Origin of the sequence: Mycobacterium tuberculosis complex sp. N0072 (assembly GCF_030323725.1) — a bacterium.
Taxonomy (GTDB): domain Bacteria; phylum Actinomycetota; class Actinomycetes; order Mycobacteriales; family Mycobacteriaceae; genus Mycobacterium; species Mycobacterium tuberculosis.
The window spans coordinates 3,174,330-3,194,658 of record NZ_CP040689.1; the positions used below are offsets into that span (position 1 = coordinate 3,174,330).

Sequence of the window (20,329 nt, forward strand, 5' to 3'; positions counted from 1 at the left end):
TCGCGTTCTGCCCCGTGCTGGAAGGACCGACATGGCCAGCAGCCAGCTCGACAGGCAGAGGTCGCGGTCGGCCAAAATGAACCGCGCTCTGACAGCAGCAGAATGGTGGCGTCTGGGCCTGATGTTCGCGGTGATCGTCGCCTTGCATCTGGTTGGCTGGCTCACCGTGACGCTCTTGGTGGAGCCCGCGCGGCTCAGCTTGGGCGGCAAGGCATTCGGCATCGGCGTCGGGCTGACGGCGTACACGCTGGGCTTACGGCACGCGTTCGACGCCGACCACATCGCCGCCATCGACAACACCACCCGCAAGCTGATGAGCGACGGACACCGACCCCTTGCCGTCGGGTTCTTCTTTTCACTGGGCCACTCCACGGTGGTCTTCGGGCTGGCGGTAATGCTGGTGACCGGACTCAAGGCTATCGTCGGACCGGTCGAGAACGACTCCTCGACGCTGCATCACTACACAGGCTTGATCGGTACCAGCATTTCCGGCGCGTTCCTGTATTTGATCGGCATCCTCAACGTCATCGTCCTGGTCGGCATCGTGCGTGTCTTCGCCCACCTGCGCCGCGGCGACTACGACGAAGCCGAACTCGAACAGCAGTTGGACAACCGCGGACTGCTCATCCGGTTCCTCGGCCGCTTCACCAAGTCACTCACCAAGTCCTGGCATATGTACCCGGTCGGATTTTTGTTCGGTCTCGGGTTCGACACCGCCACCGAGATCGCGCTGTTGGTGCTGGCGGGAACCAGTGCCGCGGCCGGCCTGCCCTGGTATGCCATCCTGTGCCTGCCCGTCTTGTTCGCCGCCGGCATGTGTCTGCTGGACACCATCGACGGTTCGTTCATGAATTTCGCGTACGGCTGGGCCTTCTCCAGCCCCGTGCGCAAGATCTACTACAACATCACCGTCACCGGACTGTCGGTGGCAGTCGCACTGTTGATTGGCAGCGTTGAGCTGCTGGGCCTGATCGCCAACCAGTTGGGTTGGCAGGGCCCGTTCTGGGACTGGCTTGGCGGCCTCGACCTCAACACCGTCGGCTTCGTCGTCGTCGCGATGTTCGCGCTCACCTGGGCCATTGCCCTGCTGGTCTGGCACTACGGCCGCGTTGAAGAGCGGTGGACCCCGGCGCCCGACCGCACAACTTGACCTCGGGCGATCAACCCTAGGGCGGTGCCGCCGGAATCGAGACGGTAGCCAAGCGAGCGGTCGACGTGTTGGAAAAGATCTTCGCCGAGAACGATGTCCGCGCGAACGTCAACCGGGCGGCGTTTGAGAACAACGGGATCCGCGCGCTGGACCTGATGAGCTCACCGGGGTCGGGGAAGACGACCGTGCTGGGCGCCGCGCTCGACGAGCACGCCGACCAATTCGCAATCGGCGTTATCGAAGGCGACATCACCACCGACCTGGACGCGGCCAATGGCCGCGGCACCCAGGTGTCGCTGCTGAACAACCAGCATGGCTTTTGCGCCGAATGCCACCTCGACGCACCTATGGTCAACCGCGCCCTAGCTGGTGCGCCCGACGGAGTTCGACGTCGGTAAGCGCCAAGGCGATGGTCTCCTCGGTCACCGAGGGCAAGGACAAGCCGCTGATGTACCCGGCGACGTTCCGCTCGAGGGATGTAGTGCTGCTCGACAAGATCGACTTGGTGCCCTTTCTGGACGCCGACGTGGACGCGTATATCGCGCATGTCCGCGAGGTCAACGCAGCCGCGACGATCCTGCCGACCAGCACGCGCACCGGAGCCGGCATGGGGTCCTGGTCATGAGCCGCCGGAAACGGCTCGTCTCATCGGCTTTCACGGTGAGGCCACCGCAGCCGAAATGGACAACGTTGATCGTCTTCCGGGCCTGACAGCAATCCGACTGTGAAATGCACTACGCGACACGCTAACCCGTTGCGCAGTTCACACTCGGGGCGCGATCACAGCGGAGTGACATAGGCCGAGCTGATCCCACCGTCGACCAGGAACGTCGAAGCGGTGATGAATGATGCGTCGTCGCTGGCTAAAAACGCTACCGCAGCAGCAATTTCGTCGGGCTCGGCGAACCGGCCCAGCGGCACATGCACCATGCGGCGAGCGGCCCGTTCCGGGTTCTTGGCGAAAAGCTCTTGCAGCAGTGGGGTGTTCACCGGCCCCGGGCACAACGCGTTGACCCGGATGCCCTGCCGAGCGAATTGCACGCCCAGTTCCCGTGACATAGCCAGCACTCCACCCTTGGAGGCGGTGTAGGAGATCTGCGACGTTGCCGAACCCATCACCGCAACGAAGGACGCCGTGTTGACGATGGAGCCTTTCCCAGCAAGCACCATGTGGCGCAGGGCCGCCCGGCAGCACAAGTACACCGACTTCAGGTTGACGTCTTGTACCCGTTGCCACGCCGCGAGCTCGGTGTTTTCGATCAGATTGTCCTCGGGTGGTGAGATGCCGGCGTTGTTGAACGCAATATCTATGCGGCCGTAGGTTTCGGCTGCTCCGTCGAACAGCCCGTTGACGGCGTCCTCATCGCAAACGTCGGTTGGCACAAACAAGCCTGATAGTTCGTCAGCGGCCGCACCACCGGCCTCGACGTCGACGTCGCCGACCACGATCGTGGCGCCTTCCGCCCGCATCCGACGGCCGGCAGCCAGGCCAATACCGCTGCCACCGCCTGTGATCACCGCCACCCGGCCGGCCAGCCGTTGGCTGAGGTCCATCACATCTCCTCCCCGACGGCGATGAACACATTTTTGGTTTCGGTGAACTGCAGCGGAGCGTCCGGCCCTAGCTCGCGGCCCACACCGGACTGCTTGAAACCGCCAAACGGGGTGTTGAAGCGCACCGACGAGTGCGAGTTTACCGACAGGTTGCCGGATTCGACCGCCCGCGCCACCCGCAGCGCGCGGGACAGGTCATCGGTCCAGATCGATCCGGACAGCCCGTACGCGGTGTCGTTGGCCAGGCTGATAGCGTCGGCCTCGTCGTCGAACGTCAGCACTACAACCACCGGCCCGAAGATTTCGTCGGTGACGGTGCGGTCGCCGCGTTTGGGTGTGAGAACGGTTGGTGGAAACCAAAATCCGCGCCCAGCCGGAGCCGTACCCCGAAACGCCACCGGAGCGTCGTCGGGCACATAACCGGCGACCTTGTCACGGTGTGCGCGCGATACCAGCGGACCCATCTCGGTGGCGCGTGATCCGGGGTCCCCGACGACAATGCTGTGTACCGCCGGCTCGAGCAGCTCCATAAACCGGTCGTAAACGCTGCGCTGCACCAGGATTCGACTTCGGGCACAGCAATCCTGCCCAGCGTTGTCGAAGACCCCGGCCGGCGCGGTCGTCGCGGCGCGCTCCGGGTCGCAGTCGTGGAAGACGATGTTGGCGCTCTTGCCACCCAGTTCCAACGTCACTCGTTTGACTTGAGCCGCGGCACCGGCCATGACCCGCTTGCCGACTTCGGTGGACCCGGTGAACACGATCTTGCGAATGTCGGGGTGGGTGACGAACCGCTCCCCGACCACCGTGCCCTTTCCCGGCAACACCTGCAGCAGGTCTTCGTCCAGACCCGCCTCGACGGCCAGCTCACCGAGCCGCATCGTGGTCAGCGGCGTCAGTTCGGCGGGTTTGACCAGCACCGCGTTGCCGGCGGCCAGCGCCGGCGCGATGGCCCAGGACGCGATCACCATCGGGAAATTCCATGGCGTGATCACACCGACCACGCCCATCGGTTCGTTGAAAGTGACGTCCACCCCGCCGGCAACGGGAATCTGCCTGCCGGACAACCGTTCCGGGCTGGCGGCATAGAACGCCAACACGTCACGCACGTGGCCGGCTTCCCACTCGGCCGACACGATCGGATGTCCGGAATTGGCTACCTCGAGCGCGGCCAGTTCGTCGAGGTGGGCTTGCACGGCTGCCGCGAATGCGCGCAGGCCGGCCGCCCGCTGCGCCGGTGCCAACCGTGCCCAGCGCCGCTGCGCTGCTCGCGCGCGTTGCACGGCGTCGTCCACCGCGTTGGCGTCGGTGTGGTCAACTGAGGCCAGCACTTCCTCGGTGGCGGGATTGATCAGTTGCGTGGTACTCATCGTGGCTCCGCTTGGCTCTGCCGGCCCGCGTATCCGCTGGCGGCGTCCACCAACGCCTTAAACAGCCGCAGATCGTCCAACGACTTCTCCGGATGCCACTGCACCGCTAGTACGAACGTGTCCCCAGGTAGCTCCAGCGCCTCGATTACCCCGTCGACATCCACCGCACTGACCACCAGGCCCTCACCGACCTGGTCGATGGCTTGGTGGTGGTAGCACGGCACGTCGGCGGATTCGCCGATCAGCTCGGCCAACCGGGTGCCCGATGCGGTGTGGACCGGCAACCTGGTGAAGACCCCGTTGCCCGCCCGATGCCCGCTATGGCCAAGGATGTCGGGCAGGTGCTGGTGCAGCGTGCCGCCGAGCGCGACGTTGAGCACCTGGGTGCCGCGACAGATGCCCAACACGGGCATCCCCCGCTGAAGCGCGCCCCGCAATAGCGCGAACTCCCAAGCGTCGCGGCCCGGGCGAGGGTGATCGGTGGCCGGATGCGGCTCCTGGCCATAAGCTGCCGGGTCCAGGTCGTAGCCCCCGGTGATCACCAGAGCGTGCAGGCTGTCCAGCACGCAGCCGACGCTCTCGGGGTCGACCGGCTGCGGCGGCAGCAGTACCGCAACACCCCCGGCCATGGTGATGCCTTCGAAGTAATCGGCGGGCAGATAACCCGCAGGAATATCCCAAACCCCGGTGCGCACCTGCTCCAGATAAGCCGTCAGGCCAACCACCGGGCGACTCGCGCCCAGTGGCGATCGCAAGCGCGGCGAAGCCGGGCGCAGCGGGTCGCCACCATCGGACACAGGCGATCGCAAGCGCGGCGAAGCCGGGCGCAGCGGGTCGCCACCATCGGACACAGGCGATCGCAAGCGCGGCGAAGCCGGGCGCAGCGGGTCGCCACCATCGGACCTAGAGGCGCTCAAATCCACGTATCCTCTCCCAATCGGTGACCGCCGCGTTGAACGCCGCCAGCTCCACACGCGCGTTGTTCAGGTAGTGCGCGACAACATCCTCGCCGAACGCCTCGCGCACCAGCGCAGAATCCTCGAACAGCACCGCGGCGTCGGCCAGCGTAACCGGCAGCCGTTCGACATCGGCGCCTTGGTAGGCGTTGCCGACACAGGGCTCGGGCAGCTGAAGGCCCCGCTCGATACCGTACAACCCTCCAGCAATGAGAGCCGCCACCGCCAGGTACTGGTTGACATCACCGCCGGGAACCCGGCATTCGACCCGGATGTTTTGCCCGTGGCCAACCACCCGCAGGGCGCAGGTGCGATTGTCCAGCCCCCAAGCCAGCGCCGTCGGCGCGAAACTGCTATCGGCAAATCGCTTGTAGGAGTTAATGGTCGGCGCATAGCACAGCGTGAATTCGCGCAACGTGGCCAACTGGCCGGCGACGAAGCTGCGGAACATCGACGACATGCCGTGCGGCCCGTTACTGTCGGCAAACACCGCGGAGCCATCCGTGCCACGCAGCGAGACATGGATGTGACAGCTATTACCTTCGCGTTCATCGTATTTCGCCATGAACGTTAGGCTCTTGCCGTGCTGGTCGGCGATTTCCTTGGCGCCGTTCTTGTAGATCGCATGGTTGTCGCAGGTGACCAGCGCCTCGTCGTAACGAAACCCGATCTCCTGCTGGCCCATGTTGCATTCGCCTTTGACCGCCTCGAATCGCAGACCCGCACCGGCCATACCCAACCGGATGTCGCGCAGCAACGGCTCCATCCGCGAGGATGCCAATATCGCGTAGTCGATGTTGTAGTCGCTGGCCGGGGTCAGCCCGCGATACCCGCTGGCCCATGCCTGGCGATACGGCTGGTCGAACACGATGAACTCCAGCTCGGTGGCCACATCGGCGACCAGTCCGCGCGCCTTGAGCCGATCGAGCTGACGGCGCAGAATGCTGCGCGGCGAGACGGCGACCTCGCTGCCGTCGGCCCAGACCAGGTCGGCGATCACCAGCGCCGTTCCCGGTAGCCAAGGAATCAGCCGCAGAGTGGACAAGTCCGGCGTCATCACCATATCGCCGTAGCCGGTGTCCCAACTGGCCATCGCATAGCCGGGCACCGTGTTCAGGTCGACGTCCACGGCCAGCAGATAACTGCAGCACTCGACGCCGCGGGTGGCTATGTCGTCGACGAAATGCCGGCCCGATATCCGTTTGCCGGCCAGCCGGCCCTGCATGTCGGTGAACGCGACGATGATGGTGTCGACGTCACCGGCCGCGACCAGTCGCTCCAACTCGGTCCACGCCAACGGCGGCGAACCGGGGCCGGTCACCGCACTTCCTCCCACACCATGGCCGCTAGTCAACCATCTATAGGCTCCGGGCCCACATGCTGGCTGTCGCGGGCACCGCGAACCGCCGGAGCCGGCGAGTAGACGCGAAAGAACATGATGGGCGCTGGTGCCCATCATGTTCTTTTGCGCCTACTCGCGCTACAGACAGGTCAGGATCTCGACGCCGGTATCGGTAACCAGCAGGGTGTGTTCGAACTGTGCGGTCCACTTGCGGTCCTTGGTGACCACCGTCCAACCGTCGTCCCAGATTTCGTAGTCCAGTGCGCCCAAGTTGATCATCGGCTCGATGGTGAAGGTCATCCCCGGCTGCATGATGGTCTCGACAGCGGGCTGGTCGTAGTGCAAGACGACCAGCCCGTTGTGGAACGTCGTGCCGATGCCATGACCAGTGAAGTCTCGAACCACGTTGTACCCGAACCGATTTGCATACGACTCGATGACACGACCGATAACGGACAACGCCCGCCCGGGCTTGACGGTGTTGATCGCACGCATGGTCGCTTCGCGGGTCCGGTCAACGAGCAACCGGTGTTCGTCTGCGACATCGCCGGCCGGAAACGTCGCGTTGGTGTCACCGTGCACCCCACCGATGTAGGCGGTGACGTCGATGTTGACGATGTCGCCGTCGGTGATCACCGTCGAGTCGGGGATTCCATGGCAGATGACCTCGTTGAGGGACGTGCAGCACGACTTCGGGAATCCCTTGTAGCCCAGCGTTGATGGGTAGGCGCCGTTGTCGACCAGGTATTCGTGCGCGATCCGGTCGAGTTCGTCGGTGGTTACCCCGGGCGCGACCGCCTTGCCCGCCTCGGCCAACGCACCTGCGGCGATCCGGCCTGCCACGCGCATCTTCTCGATGACCTCAGGTGTCTGCACCCACGGCTCGCTGCCCTCTTGGGCGGCCGGTTTGCCGACGTATTCGGGGCGCGCGATCCAGTTGGGCACCGGCCGTGTCGGGGACAGCACGCCGGGGGAGAGCGCGGTACGACTAGGCATCCCGCTAGCTTAGCCGGGCAAATTTTGGCCGCGCCCGGCTATCAGCCCCGGTGTCGGCGCAGCAGTGCGCGCCGCGGTCCCTTGATGACCACCGACCCGCACACCATCCGACCGGTCAACACGACATGCGGTGTTCCTTCCGCCGGTGCGTCCTTGCGGCGGTCGCTCGCGCTACCCACATAGACCTCGACGTCGTCGATCGACGCACTGGCGCCGTTGGGCAGCCGGACCTCAAGTGAGCCGAACATCATATCGAGTTCGATCACCACCACCGGCCCCGCGAAACGGGCCTTGACGAGGTCGAGTTCGATTGACCCCAGCCGACGCACCAGCGCCAGCCGGGTGGGCACGATCCATTCGCCGTGGCGTTTCAGGGAGCCGGCCCAGCCGCGCAGCTCCACCCGGTCGGCCGCGGACGTGACGATCGCGCCAGGCCTGGGCAGGTCACCGACCAGCCCATCCAGCTCGCTTCGCGTACGCGCGAAGGAAACCCGTGACGAGCGCTGCTCGAACTCGTCGATGTTGATAAGCCCGAGCGCCACGGCGTTGTGCAGTCGTCGCATTGTGCCGTTGCGGTCGGCGTCCGAGACCCGCAACGCCACCATGTCCCCACCGGTCTCCGTCATGGCCCATTCCCGAGAGTTCTGGCACGGCTTCAACGGCGAACTTCGCCTACCCCCCGCAACTTACCGCTGTTGAAAGGCCGCCGAAAACCTAGCAGTTTAGGTAATCCTTTCCGACGAAGAGCGGGAGGCGTTCCGGCAGCAAGCCGCAGCCCAGCAGATGTCCCTCAGTAACTGGCTGCGTCAAGCGGGGCTCAGGCAGCTCGAGGCACAGCGACAACGTCCCCTGCGCACCGCCCAGGAATTGCGCGAGTTCTTTGCGTCACGGCCCGACGAGACAGGGGCAGAACCTGATTGGCAGGCGCATCTGCAGGTGATGGCTGAATCGCGCCGTCGCGGCCTGCCGGCGCCATGATCTTCGTCGATACCAACGTCTTCATGTATGCGGTCGGTCGCGATCACCCATTGCGGATGCCCGCCCGTGAGTTCCTCGAGCACAGCCTCGAACACCAAGACCGCCTTGTCACGTCAGCCGAGGCCATGCAGGAATTGCTGAACGCGTATGTGCCCGTCGGGCGGAACTCGACGCTGGACTCAGCATTGACCTTGGTGCGGGCGCTGACGGAAATCTGGCCCGTCGAGGCGGCCGACGTCGCGCATGCGCGAACCCTGCACCACCGCCACCCCGGTCTGGGCGCGCGCGATCTGCTACACCTGGCATGCTGCCAGCGTCGCGGTGTCACGCGGATCAAGACGTTCGACCACACACTGGCCAGCGCATTCCGATCATGACGCGTCCGTGTGGGCGCGAGCGTCCGCAGTTGTACGGCCCTAACGGCGTGTCGTCGTACAAACGAGGAGGGGCGAGCCGCGCTACGCCAGGTACCCCGGCGGCAGCGATTCGAACATCACCTTGGTCATCCGCACCGCGTATTCCGAGCTACCGCCCCCGACGATCAGCGACGCAAATGCCAGATCGCCACGGTACCCGGCGAACCAGGAATGCGATCCGCCCGGGAATTCGGCTTCGCCGGTCTTACCGAACACCTCGCCACAGCCAGCGATCTCCTTGGCGGTGCCATTGGTCACCACCAACCGCATCATGGGCCGCAGCGCGTCGATCATCTTCTGGCTGATCGGTGTGGCATCGCCTTCGACGGCCGTCGGCCGGCCGGCGATCAGCTGTGGAACCGGGGTCTTCCCGGCGGCTACCGTCGCCGCCACCAAGGCCATGCCGAACGGGCTGGCCAGCACCTTGCCCTGGCCGAAACCGTCCTCGGTGCGTTCGGCCAGGTCCACCGTCGGCGGCACCGAACCGGTCACCGTGGTGATGCCGTCCACCTGGTAGTCAAGCCCGATCCCGTACCGCCGGGCCGCCTGAGTCAGACCGCGGGGAGGCAGCCTGCTGCTCAGCTCGGCGAAGGTGGTGTTGCAGGAACTGGCAAACGCGCGTGACATCGGCACCACGCCCAGATCAAAGCCACCGTAGTTGGGAATGGTGCGATGCCCGATGTCGATCTCCCCGGGGCAACCCAGCAGCGTCTCAGGGGTAGCCAGGTCACGCTCGACGGCCGCACCGGCGGTGATCATCTTGAATGTCGACCCGGGTGGATATAGACCGGTGGTCGCGACCGGACCGTCCGCATCGGCCCCGGCGTTCTGCGCGATCGCCAGGATCTCGCCGGTCGACGGCTTGATCACGACGATCATCGCCTTGCCGCCCCGGGTGTTCACCGCGTGTTGCGCGGCGTTTTGCACGACCCGATCCAACGTGATCGAAACCGACGACGCAGGTGATGGGGCGACCTCGTGCAGCACCGAGACGTCGACGCCATTTTGGTTGACGCTCACCACCCGCCAACCCGCCTTGCCGTCGAGTTCATCGACGACGGCCTTCTTGACATCGTTGAGGACCGCCGGCGCGAAGTGCTTGTCGGTCGGGAGCAGCTCGGCCTGCGGTGTGATCACCACGCCAGGCAGCTGCCCGATCGCCGCGGCCACCCGGTTGCTGTCGTCGGCGTGCAACGTGACCAGGTCCAACGGCTGGGTCGACGAGCTGGCCTGTTCGGCCAGCAGCTGCGGATCATTGAGCGTGTCGTCGAAGGGGTGCAGCGCGCCCACCACCGCGTGTGCCGTGCCGAAGAGCTCGCGGCCGGCCTGGCCGGCGTCCAGCGAGTAGTGATACAGATAGCCCGGCACCAGCACATCGGTGCCGCCGACTTCGTTCACCGAGGCGCGCCGCGGCGGGTCGGCTCGTAGCGCGAACGTTTGATGTTCGCCTAGCTTGGGATGCAACCCGCTGGTGGTCCAGCGAACGTGCCAACGCCCTTCGTCGCGGGCCATCTTCAGCTGGCCGTCATAGGTCCAGATTCGGTCCTTGGGCAGATGCCAGCTGAAGCGATAAGCGACCGTACCGGTGTCCTCGGCGTACTTGGCGCTGAGAACCTGCGCATCCAGGTGGGCGGCCTGCAGCCCCGCCCAGGCCGCGTTCAGCGCTTCGCGCGCCTCGTTGGGGTTGTCGCTGAGCTGGGCGGCGGAGGCGGTGTCACCGATGGCCAGCGCGGCGAAGAACTTTTCGGCCGCCGGACCGGGCCCTTGGGGACGCGGGGTGCAGCCCGACATGGCGACGACCGCAAGCAGCAGCAAACCTGAGGTGGCTGAGGCTAATGTTGTTTTAGTTACCATCGTTGCTGATGTTAAGAACTGTGACGGAGACACCGGCCGCGACACACCGAGACCGAACCGTTACGCCGAGACTAGGTCGCGAATGGAACACCACCGCGAAAATCGTGGCCAGAAATCGCAACCACGTTACGCTCGCGACCGCTCAATCGAGCAAGGCGCCGACCGCAAGCACCAGCAAACCTGAGACGCCGCGCACAAAGTGCGAAACCACTGGAAGGTGAGCCCTAATTTAGGGCTGAGCAGGACCTGTATAACGGCCTAGTATGGCGGTATGCGGATACTGCCGATTTCGACGATCAAGGGCAAGCTCAATGAGTTCGTCGACGCGGTCTCGTCGACACAGGACCAGATCACCATCACCAAGAACGGTGCACCCGCAGCCGTTCTGGTCGGCGCCGACGAGTGGGAATCGTTGCAGGAGACGCTGTACTGGCTGGCGCAACCCGGAATCAGGGAGTCGATCGCTGAAGCCGACGCCGACATTGCCTCCGGCCGCACCTACGGCGAAGACGAGATCCGCGCCGAATTCGGCGTCCCGCGACGCCCCCACTGAGCGGTGCCTTACACCGTGCGGTTCACCACAACCGCGCGTCGAGACCTCCACAAGCTGCCACCGCGAATCCTCGCGGCAGTGGTCGAATTCGCGTTCGGCGATCTGTCGCGCGAGCCCCTGCGGGTGGGCAAGCCCCTTCGGCGCGAGTTGGCCGGCACGTTCAGCGCGCGTCGCGGAACGTACCGCCTGCTGTACCGGATTGACGACGAGCACACAACGGTAGTGATCCTGCGCGTCGATCACCGCGCGGACATCTACCGCCGATAGCAACTCACCGACGGGCGCTCTGCCGTCCGACGGCAGCCATGACTGAGATCGGTCGGCCGGGCGGCTCCGAAAAGACCTGAACAGAACCTCAGGATTCCTATGCTCCCAATGTGGCGGCAATCACGAAGAAGCTAATCCTCGGCCAGATCCGGGAAGTGGCTGAGGCGAACGACGGCCGACCGCCCGGCTGTGAGCGCTTTGCCGCCGAGACCGGAATTCCAGCAAGCGCGTGGCGTGGACGGTATTGCTAACCCATTCTTTCAAGACCGACGATCCTGTTGGCATCGAGAGGTACTGGCAGCGCCGACACTTGCCAGACCGCATCGCCGTGCACAGGACGTCGTCAGCGCTGATATGCCCGCAGCTCGGCGCTCAGTCCAGCAACACCGTCGCGAACGTGCCGATCTCCTTAAAGCCCACCCGGGCGTAGGCGGCACGGGCCACCGTGTTGAAGCTGTTCACATACAGGCTGGCGATGCGCCCGCTGCCGACGATCACTGCGGCCAACGTTGCGGTACCAGCCGTGCCCAGACCGATACCGCGCCACTCCGGATGAACCCAGACCCCCTGGATCTGCCCGACGGCCGGAGATTGCGATCCCACTTCGGCCTTGAAGATCACTTGACCGTGCTCGAATCGGGCCCACGCGCGTCCGGCCGCGATGAGGCCGGCCACCCGGCGACGATAGCCGCGACCACCGTCTCCGAGCCGAGGGTCGACGCCGACTTCGCCGATGAACATGTCGACGGCGGCCACCAGGTAGGAGTCCAGTTCCTCGGGCCGTACCTGGCGTACGCCGGTGTCGATAGCGCAGCTGGGGTGAGTAGCCAGGGCCATCAGCGGTTGGTTGTCGCGGACATCCCGCGCCGGACCCCACACCGGCTCGAGCCGCTGCCACATCGGCAACACCAGGTCGGCCCTGCCGACCAGTGACGAACACCGTCGCGGCGTGCTCATCGCCACGTCGGCGAACGCATTCAGGTCGATCGGTCCGCCGCGCAGCGGGATGAGGTTGGCACCGGCGAAACACAGGGATTCGTGCGCGCCGCGTCGGGTCCACAGCTCCCCGCCAATCGCATTGGGATCGATGCCATGGTCTGCGACCCGGGCGGCGACCATGCACGATTCGATCGGGTCGTCGTCGAGTACCCGCCACACGGCGGCGGCGTCACGCACCACGGACACTTGCCGCTCGCCGACAAGCCGAGAGATGGGCGGAGCCGACATCTGCGAACTCCCTTTGGTGGGAACTGACGGCCACTGAATGAAAAGCTGACCCCTATCAGCTTACGGTCACAATAGGCGAACCGCTCGGTGTCGCGCCCGGATCTTGCTCGCCCATTTCGGCGGCCAGCCGCATCGCCTCCTCGATCAGCGTCTCGACGATCTGTGCTTCGGGCACGGTCTTGATCACTTCGCCCCGTACAAAGATCTGACCTTTGCCGTTGCCGGACGCCACGCCCAGGTCGGCCTCACGTGCTTCACCCGGACCATTGACGACACACCCCATCACGGCCACCCGCAACGGCACATCGAGACCATCCAGGCCGGCGGTTACCTCGTTGGCCAGGGTGTAGACGTCGACTTGCGCGCGACCGCACGACGGGCAAGACACGATCTCGAGCGAACGCGGCCGCAGGTTCAACGACTCGAGAACCTGATTGCCCACCTTGACTTCCTCGACCGGCGGGGCCGACAACGACACCCGGATGGTGTCGCCTATGCCCCGCGACAGCAACGCGCCGAAGGCAACCGCGGACTTGATGGTGCCCTGGAAAGCAGGGCCGGCCTCGGTGACACCGAGGTGCAGTGGGTAGTCGCACCGTGCAGCAAGCAGCTCGTAGGCGGCGACCATCACCACCGGGTCGTTGTGCTTGACGCTGATCTTGATGTCACCGAAGCCATGCTCCTCGAAAAGCGAAGCCTCCCACAGCGCCGACTCAACCAGCGCCTCGGGCGTGGCTTTGCCATACTTCTCCATGAACCGTTTGTCCAGCGAACCGGCGTTGACACCGATTCGGATCGGGATCCCGGCCGCACCCGCCGCCTTGGCGACCTCACCCACCCGGCCGTCAAACTCCTTGATGTTGCCCGGGTTGACCCGCACCGCGGCACATCCAGCGTCGATGGCGGCGAATATGTAGCGCGGCTGGAAATGTATGTCCGCGACTACCGGGATCTGGCTGTGCCGGGCGATCTCGGCCAGCGCGTCGGCGTCCTCCTGGCGCGGGCAGGCCACCCGCACGATGTCGCATCCGGCCGCGGTCAGCTCGGCGATTTGTTGCAATGTCGAGTTGACGTCGTGGGTTTTGGTGGTGCACATCGATTGCACCGAGACCGGATGGTCACTGCCCACGCCGACGTTGCCGACCATCAGCTGACGGGTGGCGCGCCGGGGAGCGAGCGTGGGTGCCGGGGGCTGCGGCATGCCCAAGCCTACAGTCACTGAAAATCCTTTCTACCTACTGGAAAAGCCTAATCGGGTTGACCAGGTCGGCGGTGACGGTCAAGAGCATGTACCCGACGACAAGAACCAAGACCACATAGGTCGCCGGCAAGAGTTTGAGGTAATTCACCGGTGCGGCCGCCACCTTGCCACGAGCCGACCGGACCATGTTGCGGATCCTCTCGAACACCGCGACGGCAATATGGCCGCCATCGAACGGCAGCAACGGCAGCAGGTTGATCGCAGCCAGGATGAGGTTCAGCTGGGCCAAGAAGAACCAGAACGCCACCCACAGCCCATGGTCGACGGTGTCGCCGCCGATGATGCTGGCGCCCACCACACTTATCGGCGTCTGCGGGTCACGCTGCCCGCCGCCGATCGCCCGCACCAGCGCACCTACCTTGGTCGGGAGGGCGGCCAGCGCCTTGCCCACCTCCACGGTCAGGTCGCCGGTGAACGCGAATGTGGCCGGCATGGCGGAGAACACGCCGTAGCGCACAGGCCCGACCCGGGCGGCGCCCACCCCAATCGCACCGACCGTTGCCGGCTGGAGCTCACCGCCCTGCCCGTTAGGGATCCAGCGTTGGGTGGATTCGATGTCCACGTAGGTAACAATCGCGGTGCCGTCACGCTCGACAACGATCGGGACGCTGCCGTGTGACTTGCGCACCGCGGCGGCCATCTCGTCGAAACTGGACACCGGGGTGTCACCGACCTTGACCACGACGTCACCGGAGCGAATTCCGGCCAGCGCCGCCGGACCGGGCCCGGTGCACTGCTCGAGCTTGCCCTGGCTCACTTCCTGTGCAACGCAGCCAGTTTCGCCGATTACGGCCCTGGTTGGCGGATGCAGGTTAGGCAGCCCCCAGACCAGCGCGATGGCATAGATCAGCACCAGGCAGATAGCGAGGTTCATTCCGGGCCCGGCGAATAACACTGCGACCCGCTTCCAGGTGGCCTGCTTGTACATCGCACGGTCACGTTCGTCGGGGTCGAGTTCCTCGACCGGGGTCATGCCGGCGATGTCACAGAAGCCGCCCAGCGGAACGGCTTTGACACCGTATTCGGTCTCGCCGCGCCGGGTCGACCACAACGTGGGGCCAAAGCCGACGAAATAGCGACGTACCTTCATCCCGGTGCGGCGCGCGACCCACATGTGACCACATTCGTGCAGGGCCACCGAAATCAGGATCGCGAGCGCGAACAGCACAATGCCGGTAACAAACATCATCGAGGTGTCAGGACCTTTCTAACGTCGATGCGTGTCGACCCGCTGCGCCCGGCTTCGCCGTGCTTGCGATCGCCACCGAAGCCATACCAGATACCGCGCGCTGCGCTCGCTCGCGGGCCCAGCGCTGCGCGTCGAGTACGTCATCCACGGTAGCGGGTTCGACGGCCCATTGGTCGGCAGCGTGCAACACGTCGGCGATGATGCCGACGATGGCCGGGAAGCCGATCCGGCCAGCAAGGAACGCCGCTGCTGCTTCTTCGTTCGCCGCATTGTAAACCGCGGTCATGCAGCCACCGGCTACGCCGGCCTGCCGGGCCAACTCGACCGCGGGGAAGACGTCGGTGTCCAACGGCTCGAACTCCCAGCTCGACGCGGTATGGAAATCACAGGCAGCAGCGGCGCCGCTGACCCGACGCGGCCAGCCCAGCGCTAACGAAATCGGTAGCTTCATGTCCGGGGGACTGGCCTGGGCGATCGTCGAACCGTCGATGAAGGTGACCATCGAATGGATGATCGACTGGGGGTGCACCACGACATCGATGCGGTCGTAGGGGATGCCGAACAGCAGGTGGGTTTCGATGACCTCAAGTCCCTTGTTGACCAGCGACGCCGAATTCAGCGTGTTCATCGGGCCCATCGACCACGTAGGATGCGCGCCAGCCTGCTCGGGGGTGACATGCTCGAGGTCGGCCGCGGACCAGCCCCGAAACGGCCCTCCCGAGGCCGTCAGCACCAGCTTGGCGACCTCGTCGGGAGTGCCGCCGCGCAGGCACTGGGCCAGCGCGGAGTGTTCGGAGTCGACCGGCACGATCTGACCGGGCCGCGCCGCCCGCAGCACCAGCGAACCACCGGCGACCAGCGATTCCTTGTTGGCCAGCGCCAGCCGGGCACCCGTCTTGAGCGCGGCCAACGTCGGTCGCAGGCCCAACGCGCCGACCAGCGCATTGAGGACGACGTCGGCCTCGGTCTGCTCGACCAGCCGGGTGGCGGCGTCGGATCCGTGGTAGGGGATGTCGCCGACCCGCTGCGCCGCGTGCTCGTCAGCGACGGCAATATTGGTCACCCCGGTCTGCGCACGTTGTCGCAGCAACGTGTCCAGATGGGCGCCGCCAGCGGCCAGCCCGACTACCTCGAAACGGTCCGGATTGTCGGCGATGACCTGAAGCGCCTGGGTGCCGATCGAGCCGGTACTGCCCAGCACCACCACCCGCAACCGGCCGTCAGCGCGCCCGTCGGTCGAGTTGGTCACCTCATCATTGTGCGCCACCACCTCGTTGTCACCGCGCCGCCGGATCACGACGCGTCCACCGGTAGCCACACTTCCCCGTGGAATGCAATCGTCTTGATGCCTGCGCTTGATGCTAAGATGCCATGCGTGCGCACGACGATCCGTATCGATGACGAGCTGTACCGCGAGGTGAAAGCAAAGGCCGCTCGTTCCGGGCGTACCGTGGCCGCGGTTCTTGAAGATGCGGTGCGGCGTGGTCTCAACCCGCCTAAGCCGCAGGCCGCCGGCCGTTATCGAGTCCAGCCGTCGGGTAAGGGCGGCCTGCGGCCCGGTGTCGATCTATCGTCCAACGCCGCACTTGCCGAAGCGATGAACGACGGCGTGTCGGTCGATGCTGTGCGTTGATGTCAACGTGCTCGTTTACGCGCATCGGGCAGACCTACGGGAGCACGCGGACTATCGGGGTTTGCTTGAGCGGCTGGCCAACGATGACGAGCCGCTGGGTCTACCAGATAGCGTGCTCGCCGGCTTCATCCGGGTGGTTACCAACCGCCGCGTCTTCACCGAGCCGACGAGCCCACAGGACGCATGGCAGGCAGTCGACGCCCTACTCGCGGCACCCGCAGCCATGCGACTTCGGCCTGGCGAGCGCCACTGGATGGCCTTTCGGCAGTTAGCGTCCGATGTTGATGCGAACGGCAACGACATTGCGGACGCGCACCTGGCCGCCTACGCGCTAGAGAACAACGCAACCTGGTTGAGCGCCGACCGCGGCTTTGCCCGTTTCCGTCGACTGCGCTGGCGTCATCCGTTGGACGGTCAGACCCATCTATAACCGGCCCCACTCCGAATCACTGGTGTCCACCCAGGAGGACGGCGTTCAACGCCGCCGCAGAAGCAAAGGAATCGAAGCGATGATCAACGTTCAGGCCAAACCGGCCGCAGCAGCGAGCCTCGCAGCCATCGCGATTGCGTTCTTAGCGGGTTGTTCGAGCACCAAACCCGTGTCGCAAGACACCAGCCCGAAACCGGCGACCAGCCCGGCGGCGCCCGTTACCACGGCGGCAATGGCTGACCCCGCAGCGGACCTGATTGGTCGTGGGTGCGCGCAATACGCGGCGCAAAATCCCACCGGTCCCGGATCGGTGGCCGGAATGGCGCAAGACCCGGTCGCTACCGCGGCTTCCAACAACCCGATGCTCAGTACCCTGACCTCGGCTCTGTCGGGCAAGCTGAACCCGGATGTGAATCTGGTCGACACCCTCAACGGCGGCGAGTACACCGTTTTCGCCCCCACCAACGCCGCATTCGACAAGCTGCCGGCGGCCACTATCGATCAACTCAAGACTGACGCCAAGCTGCTCAGCAGCATCCTGACCTACCACGTGATAGCCGGCCAGGCGAGTCCGAGCAGGATCGACGGCACCCATCAGACCCTGCAAGGTGCCGACCTGACGGTGATAGGCGCCCGCGACGACCTCATGGTCAACAACGCCGGTTTGGTATGTGGCGGAGTTCACACCGCCAACGCGACGGTGTACATGATCGATACGGTGCTGATGCCCCCGGCACAGTAACGTTCGGCGCGGTCAAGGCGAGGCAGCCCGTGTAGGCGGTTTGCCTCGCTCATCCGGCGGCTTCGTGCCGATAGATCACGTGATATCCCAAGCGCATGACGGTGACACCGCGCCCAGCGCAAGCCGATCCCCGCAGCATGCCTGCTGAAGTCGCGTCTCGCGAACTGCGCAACAACACCGCCGGGCTGCTACGGCGCGTGCAGGCCGGCGAAGACATCACCATCACTGCCAACGGCAAACCCGTTGCGCTGCTGACCGCAGGCAGCCCGCACGGCGCCGATGGTTGAGTCGAGACGAGCTGCTGCGGCGGCTTCGGCATACGCAAGCAGATGCGGGATTGCACCCGCGACCTCGCAACGCTCACTGGCGACACCACCGACGATCTCGGTCCCGTCCGGTGAGGGCCGCTGCCGTTGCCACGTCGCAAGGGGTGCCGGTCGTGACCCACGACGGCGACTTCGACGCCGTCGATGGTGTGGCCGATGTGGCTATCATTCGCATCTGACGGGTGGCGAGTTCGACGTGAACCGACTCTGTCAACAGCGCTCGCGTGAGCGGTCCTGCCAACTCGTTGCCGTCCCGGCAGATCCAAGACCTAAACGGCAACGAATAACCGATGTGTTGACCCTCGCACTAGTCGGCTTCCTCGGCGGCCTCATCACCGGAATATCACCATGCATTCTGCCGGTCCTGCCAGTAATCTTCTTCTCCGGCGCGCAGAGCGTCGATGCAGCGCAGGTGGCGAAACCCGAAGGCGCCGTAGCAGTCCGGCGCAAACGTGCGCTATCAGCGACATTGCGGCCCTACCGGGTGATCGGTGGTCTGGTGCTCAGTTTCGGCATGGTCACCCTGCTCGGCTCGGCATTGCTGTCAGTGCTGCATCTACCGCAGGACGCCATCCGCTGGGCCGCACTGGTCGCCTTGGTGGCAATCGGCGCCGGCCTCATTTTCCCGCGGTTTGAACAACTTCTGGAAAAACCGTTCTCCCGTATTCCGCAGAAGCAAATCGTCACTCGCAGCAACGGTTTCGGGCTGGGTCTAGCCCTGGGCGTGTTGTATGTCCCCTGCGCCGGCCCGATTCTAGCTGCGATCGTCGTGGCCGGGGCTACTGCCACCATCGGGTTGGGAACCGTCGTGCTCACCGCGACATTCGCACTCGGAGCCGCGTTGCCGTTGTTGTTCTTCGCCCTCGCCGGCCAACGGATAGCTGAGCGGGTGGGCGCTTTTCGGCGCCGCCAGCGTGAGATCAGGATCGCCACCGGTTCCGTGACGATCCTGCTGGCGGTGGCGTTGGTGTTCGATCTGCCGGCCGCGCTGCAGCGGGCTATTCCTGACTACACCGCATCGCTGCAGCAGCAGATCAGCACCGGCACGGAGATACGGGAACAACTGAACCTTGGCGGCATCGTCAACGCCCAGAACGCACAGCTGTCGAATTGCAGCGACGGGGCCGCACAACTCGAAAGCTGCGGCACTGCACCAGATCTCAAAGGCATCACCGGCTGGCTCAACACGCCCGGCAACAAGCCGATCGACCTGAAATCATTGCGTGGCAAGGTGGTGCTGATTGACTTTTGGGCCTACTCCTGCATTAACTGCCAACGGGCCATCCCCCACGTCGTCGGTTGGTATCAGGCCTACAAAGACAGTGGTTTGGCGGTCATCGGCGTGCACACCCCCGAGTACGCTTTCGAGAAGGTCCCGGGCAACGTCGCCAAAGGCGCGGCCAATCTGGGCATCAGCTATCCGATTGCGCTCGACAACAACTACGCCACTTGGACCAACTACCGGAATCGCTATTGGCCCGCCGAGTATCTGATCGACGCTACCGGGACGGTGCGGCACATCAAGTTCGGAGAAGGCGATTACAACGTCACCGAGACGTTGGTCAGGCAGTTGCTCAACGATGCCAAGCCCGGCGTCAAACTCCCCCAGCCCAGCAGCACCACCACGCCCGACCTTACCCCGCGGGCCGCACTTACTCCCGAGACGTACTTCGGAGTCGGCAAGGTGGTCAACTACGGCGGCGGCGGCGCATATGACGAAGGGTCGGCCGTGTTTGACTACCCGCCCAGTTTGGCAGCCAACAGCTTTGCACTGCGCGGCCGGTGGGCGCTGGACTATCAGGGTGCCACGTCCGACGGCAACGACGCCGCTATCAAATTGAATTACCACGCCAAAGACGTCTACATCGTTGTCGGTGGCACCGGCACCCTCACGGTCGTGAGGGACGGAAAGCCAGCCACACTACCGATCAGCGGGCCGCCGACCACCCATCAGGTGGTCGCCGGCGATCGGCTGGCGTCCGAAACACTTGAGGTGCGGCCCAGCAAGGGGCTACAGGTTTTTTCCTTCACCTACGGATGAATATCCATCCAAGACCCGGACGGCTCCGAAGAAATCATGTCGGGGGT

Annotated in this window: 23 protein-coding genes; 12 read left to right on the forward strand and 11 right to left on the reverse strand. The window is 65.0% G+C overall.

Features of this window, described 5'->3' with window-relative positions:
- The first annotated feature begins 31 nt into the window (after positions 1-31).
- From nicT to FF952_RS15085, 3 genes are all read left to right on the forward strand, one after another.
- The gene (nicT, locus tag FF952_RS15075; protein WP_003414559.1) at positions 32-1,150 is read left to right on the forward strand and encodes a Nickel transporter NicT; all 1,119 of its coding nucleotides are present in this window, start codon (positions 32-34) and stop codon (positions 1,148-1,150) included.
- A 65-nt stretch (positions 1,151-1,215) separates the two neighbouring features.
- Positions 1,216-1,548 (forward strand): GTP-binding protein, encoded by a 333-nt coding sequence (locus tag FF952_RS15080; protein ID WP_003414562.1) that lies wholly within the window; start codon positions 1,216-1,218, stop codon positions 1,546-1,548.
- 11 nt (positions 1,549-1,559) lie between these two features.
- Positions 1,560-1,775 (forward strand): P-loop NTPase family protein, encoded by a 216-nt coding sequence (locus FF952_RS15085; protein WP_003414566.1) that lies wholly within the window; start codon positions 1,560-1,562, stop codon positions 1,773-1,775.
- Between the two features lie 155 nt (positions 1,776-1,930).
- Here the strand turns inward: FF952_RS15085 and FF952_RS15090 are convergent, their stop codons facing one another.
- The 6 genes from FF952_RS15090 to FF952_RS15115 form a co-directional block, all read right to left on the reverse strand.
- Entirely contained in the window at positions 1,931-2,707 is a 777-nt protein-coding gene (locus tag FF952_RS15090) for a 3-oxoacyl-ACP reductase (RefSeq protein WP_003414570.1), read from the reverse strand.
- Positions 2,704-4,071: an aldehyde dehydrogenase family protein gene (locus tag FF952_RS15095; RefSeq protein ID WP_003904944.1), complete on the reverse strand. Its 1,368-nt coding sequence runs from the start codon at positions 4,069-4,071 to the stop codon at positions 2,704-2,706. Before FF952_RS15095 ends, FF952_RS15090 begins: the two co-directional genes overlap by 4 nt.
- A complete protein-coding gene (locus tag FF952_RS15100) occupies positions 4,068-4,994 on the reverse strand; it encodes a gamma-glutamyl-gamma-aminobutyrate hydrolase (RefSeq protein WP_003900586.1) in 927 nt (308 codons plus the stop codon). Before FF952_RS15100 ends, FF952_RS15095 begins: the two co-directional genes overlap by 4 nt.
- On the reverse strand, positions 4,975-6,348 hold the full coding sequence (locus FF952_RS15105; protein WP_015631485.1) for a glutamine synthetase family protein: 1,374 nt from the start codon (positions 6,346-6,348) through the stop codon (positions 4,975-4,977). The genes FF952_RS15100 and FF952_RS15105 overlap by 20 nt, the downstream gene beginning before the upstream one ends.
- 159 nt (positions 6,349-6,507) lie before the next feature.
- Entirely contained in the window at positions 6,508-7,365 is an 858-nt protein-coding gene (gene map / locus FF952_RS15110) for a type I methionyl aminopeptidase (protein WP_003899513.1), read from the reverse strand.
- A 41-nt stretch (positions 7,366-7,406) separates the two neighbouring features.
- Positions 7,407-7,991: a DUF1707 SHOCT-like domain-containing protein gene (locus FF952_RS15115; protein ID WP_003414585.1), complete on the reverse strand. Its 585-nt coding sequence runs from the start codon at positions 7,989-7,991 to the stop codon at positions 7,407-7,409.
- 103 nt (positions 7,992-8,094) lie between these two features.
- On the opposite strand from FF952_RS15115, the gene FF952_RS15120 reads away from it, so the two are divergent.
- Together FF952_RS15120 and FF952_RS15125 are read left to right on the forward strand one after the other, a co-directional pair.
- The gene (locus FF952_RS15120) at positions 8,095-8,343 is read left to right on the forward strand and encodes an antitoxin VapB23 (RefSeq protein WP_003913411.1); all 249 of its coding nucleotides are present in this window, start codon (positions 8,095-8,097) and stop codon (positions 8,341-8,343) included.
- Positions 8,340-8,720, forward strand: coding sequence for a type II toxin-antitoxin system VapC family toxin (locus tag FF952_RS15125; protein ID WP_003414592.1), 381 nt, complete (start codon positions 8,340-8,342; stop codon positions 8,718-8,720). Before FF952_RS15120 ends, FF952_RS15125 begins: the two co-directional genes overlap by 4 nt.
- 81 nt (positions 8,721-8,801) lie before the next feature.
- Here the strand turns inward: FF952_RS15125 and FF952_RS15130 are convergent, their stop codons facing one another.
- Positions 8,802-10,613 (reverse strand): penicillin-binding protein, encoded by a 1,812-nt coding sequence (locus FF952_RS15130; protein WP_003414596.1) that lies wholly within the window; start codon positions 10,611-10,613, stop codon positions 8,802-8,804.
- Between the two features lie 271 nt (positions 10,614-10,884).
- Between FF952_RS15130 and relF the strand changes: the two genes are divergently transcribed.
- Together relF and FF952_RS15140 are read left to right on the forward strand one after the other, a co-directional pair.
- The gene (gene relF / locus FF952_RS15135; protein WP_003414599.1) at positions 10,885-11,166 is read left to right on the forward strand and encodes a type II toxin-antitoxin system antitoxin RelF; all 282 of its coding nucleotides are present in this window, start codon (positions 10,885-10,887) and stop codon (positions 11,164-11,166) included.
- A 3-nt stretch (positions 11,167-11,169) separates the two neighbouring features.
- A complete protein-coding gene (locus FF952_RS15140; protein ID WP_003414602.1) occupies positions 11,170-11,433 on the forward strand; it encodes a type II toxin-antitoxin system RelE family toxin in 264 nt (87 codons plus the stop codon).
- Positions 11,434-11,805: 372 nt separating this feature from the next.
- On the opposite strand, the gene FF952_RS15145 is transcribed toward FF952_RS15140, so the two are convergent.
- Genes FF952_RS15145 through dxr form a run of 4 tightly spaced genes read right to left on the reverse strand, consistent with a single transcriptional unit; the run spans position 11,806 to position 16,359 of the window.
- Positions 11,806-12,660: a GNAT family N-acetyltransferase gene (locus FF952_RS15145; protein ID WP_003899516.1), complete on the reverse strand. Its 855-nt coding sequence runs from the start codon at positions 12,658-12,660 to the stop codon at positions 11,806-11,808.
- Positions 12,661-12,715: 55 nt separating this feature from the next.
- On the reverse strand, positions 12,716-13,879 hold the full coding sequence (gene ispG, locus FF952_RS15150; protein WP_003899517.1) for a flavodoxin-dependent (E)-4-hydroxy-3-methylbut-2-enyl-diphosphate synthase: 1,164 nt from the start codon (positions 13,877-13,879) through the stop codon (positions 12,716-12,718).
- Between the two features lie 16 nt (positions 13,880-13,895).
- The gene (rip, locus tag FF952_RS15155) at positions 13,896-15,110 is read right to left on the reverse strand and encodes a zinc metalloprotease Rip (protein ID WP_003414610.1); all 1,215 of its coding nucleotides are present in this window, start codon (positions 15,108-15,110) and stop codon (positions 13,896-13,898) included.
- Positions 15,111-15,117: 7 nt separating this feature from the next.
- The gene (dxr, locus tag FF952_RS15160; protein ID WP_003414613.1) at positions 15,118-16,359 is read right to left on the reverse strand and encodes a 1-deoxy-D-xylulose-5-phosphate reductoisomerase; all 1,242 of its coding nucleotides are present in this window, start codon (positions 16,357-16,359) and stop codon (positions 15,118-15,120) included.
- Positions 16,360-16,485: 126 nt separating this feature from the next.
- On the opposite strand from dxr, the gene FF952_RS15165 reads away from it, so the two are divergent.
- The 5 genes from FF952_RS15165 (at position 16,486) to FF952_RS15185 (ending at position 20,282) form a co-directional block, all read left to right on the forward strand.
- Positions 16,486-16,743, forward strand: coding sequence for a ribbon-helix-helix domain-containing protein (locus FF952_RS15165; protein WP_003414620.1), 258 nt, complete (start codon positions 16,486-16,488; stop codon positions 16,741-16,743).
- Positions 16,730-17,173 (forward strand): type II toxin-antitoxin system VapC family toxin, encoded by a 444-nt coding sequence (locus FF952_RS15170; RefSeq protein WP_003414624.1) that lies wholly within the window; start codon positions 16,730-16,732, stop codon positions 17,171-17,173. The genes FF952_RS15165 and FF952_RS15170 overlap by 14 nt, the downstream gene beginning before the upstream one ends.
- 79 nt (positions 17,174-17,252) lie before the next feature.
- A complete protein-coding gene (gene mpt83 / locus FF952_RS15175) occupies positions 17,253-17,915 on the forward strand; it encodes a cell surface glycolipoprotein Mpt83 (RefSeq protein WP_003414630.1) in 663 nt (220 codons plus the stop codon).
- Between the two features lie 95 nt (positions 17,916-18,010).
- Positions 18,011-18,202 carry a type II toxin-antitoxin system Phd/YefM family antitoxin gene (locus FF952_RS15180; protein WP_003414632.1) on the forward strand — a complete coding sequence of 64 codons (192 nt, stop codon included), beginning with the start codon at positions 18,011-18,013 and terminating at the stop codon, positions 18,200-18,202.
- A 331-nt stretch (positions 18,203-18,533) separates the two neighbouring features.
- A complete protein-coding gene (locus FF952_RS15185; protein WP_003912869.1) occupies positions 18,534-20,282 on the forward strand; it encodes a cytochrome c biogenesis protein DipZ in 1,749 nt (582 codons plus the stop codon).
- Positions 20,283-20,329 lie beyond the last annotated feature (47 nt).

Coding starts and splice junctions, on each gene's coding strand:
- nicT (WP_003414559.1), top strand. CDS start 32: ATGGCCAGCAGCCAGCTCGACAGGCAGAGGTCGCGGTCGGCCAAAATG.
- FF952_RS15085 (WP_003414566.1), top strand. CDS start 1,560: ATGGTCTCCTCGGTCACCGAGGGCAAGGACAAGCCGCTGATGTACCCG.
- FF952_RS15095 (WP_003904944.1), bottom strand. CDS start 4,071: ATGAGTACCACGCAACTGATCAATCCCGCCACCGAGGAAGTGCTGGCC.
- map (WP_003899513.1), bottom strand. CDS start 7,365: ATGCCTAGTCGTACCGCGCTCTCCCCCGGCGTGCTGTCCCCGACACGG.
- FF952_RS15115 (WP_003414585.1), bottom strand. CDS start 7,991: ATGACGGAGACCGGTGGGGACATGGTGGCGTTGCGGGTCTCGGACGCC.
- FF952_RS15125 (WP_003414592.1), top strand. CDS start 8,340: ATGATCTTCGTCGATACCAACGTCTTCATGTATGCGGTCGGTCGCGAT.
- FF952_RS15130 (WP_003414596.1), bottom strand. CDS start 10,613: ATGGTAACTAAAACAACATTAGCCTCAGCCACCTCAGGTTTGCTGCTG.
- relF (WP_003414599.1), top strand. CDS start 10,885: ATGCGGATACTGCCGATTTCGACGATCAAGGGCAAGCTCAATGAGTTC.
- FF952_RS15145 (WP_003899516.1), bottom strand. CDS start 12,660: ATGTCGGCTCCGCCCATCTCTCGGCTTGTCGGCGAGCGGCAAGTGTCC.
- rip (WP_003414610.1), bottom strand. CDS start 15,110: ATGATGTTTGTTACCGGCATTGTGCTGTTCGCGCTCGCGATCCTGATT.
- FF952_RS15170 (WP_003414624.1), top strand. CDS start 16,730: ATGCTGTGCGTTGATGTCAACGTGCTCGTTTACGCGCATCGGGCAGAC.
- mpt83 (WP_003414630.1), top strand. CDS start 17,253: ATGATCAACGTTCAGGCCAAACCGGCCGCAGCAGCGAGCCTCGCAGCC.
- FF952_RS15180 (WP_003414632.1), top strand. CDS start 18,011: ATGACGGTGACACCGCGCCCAGCGCAAGCCGATCCCCGCAGCATGCCT.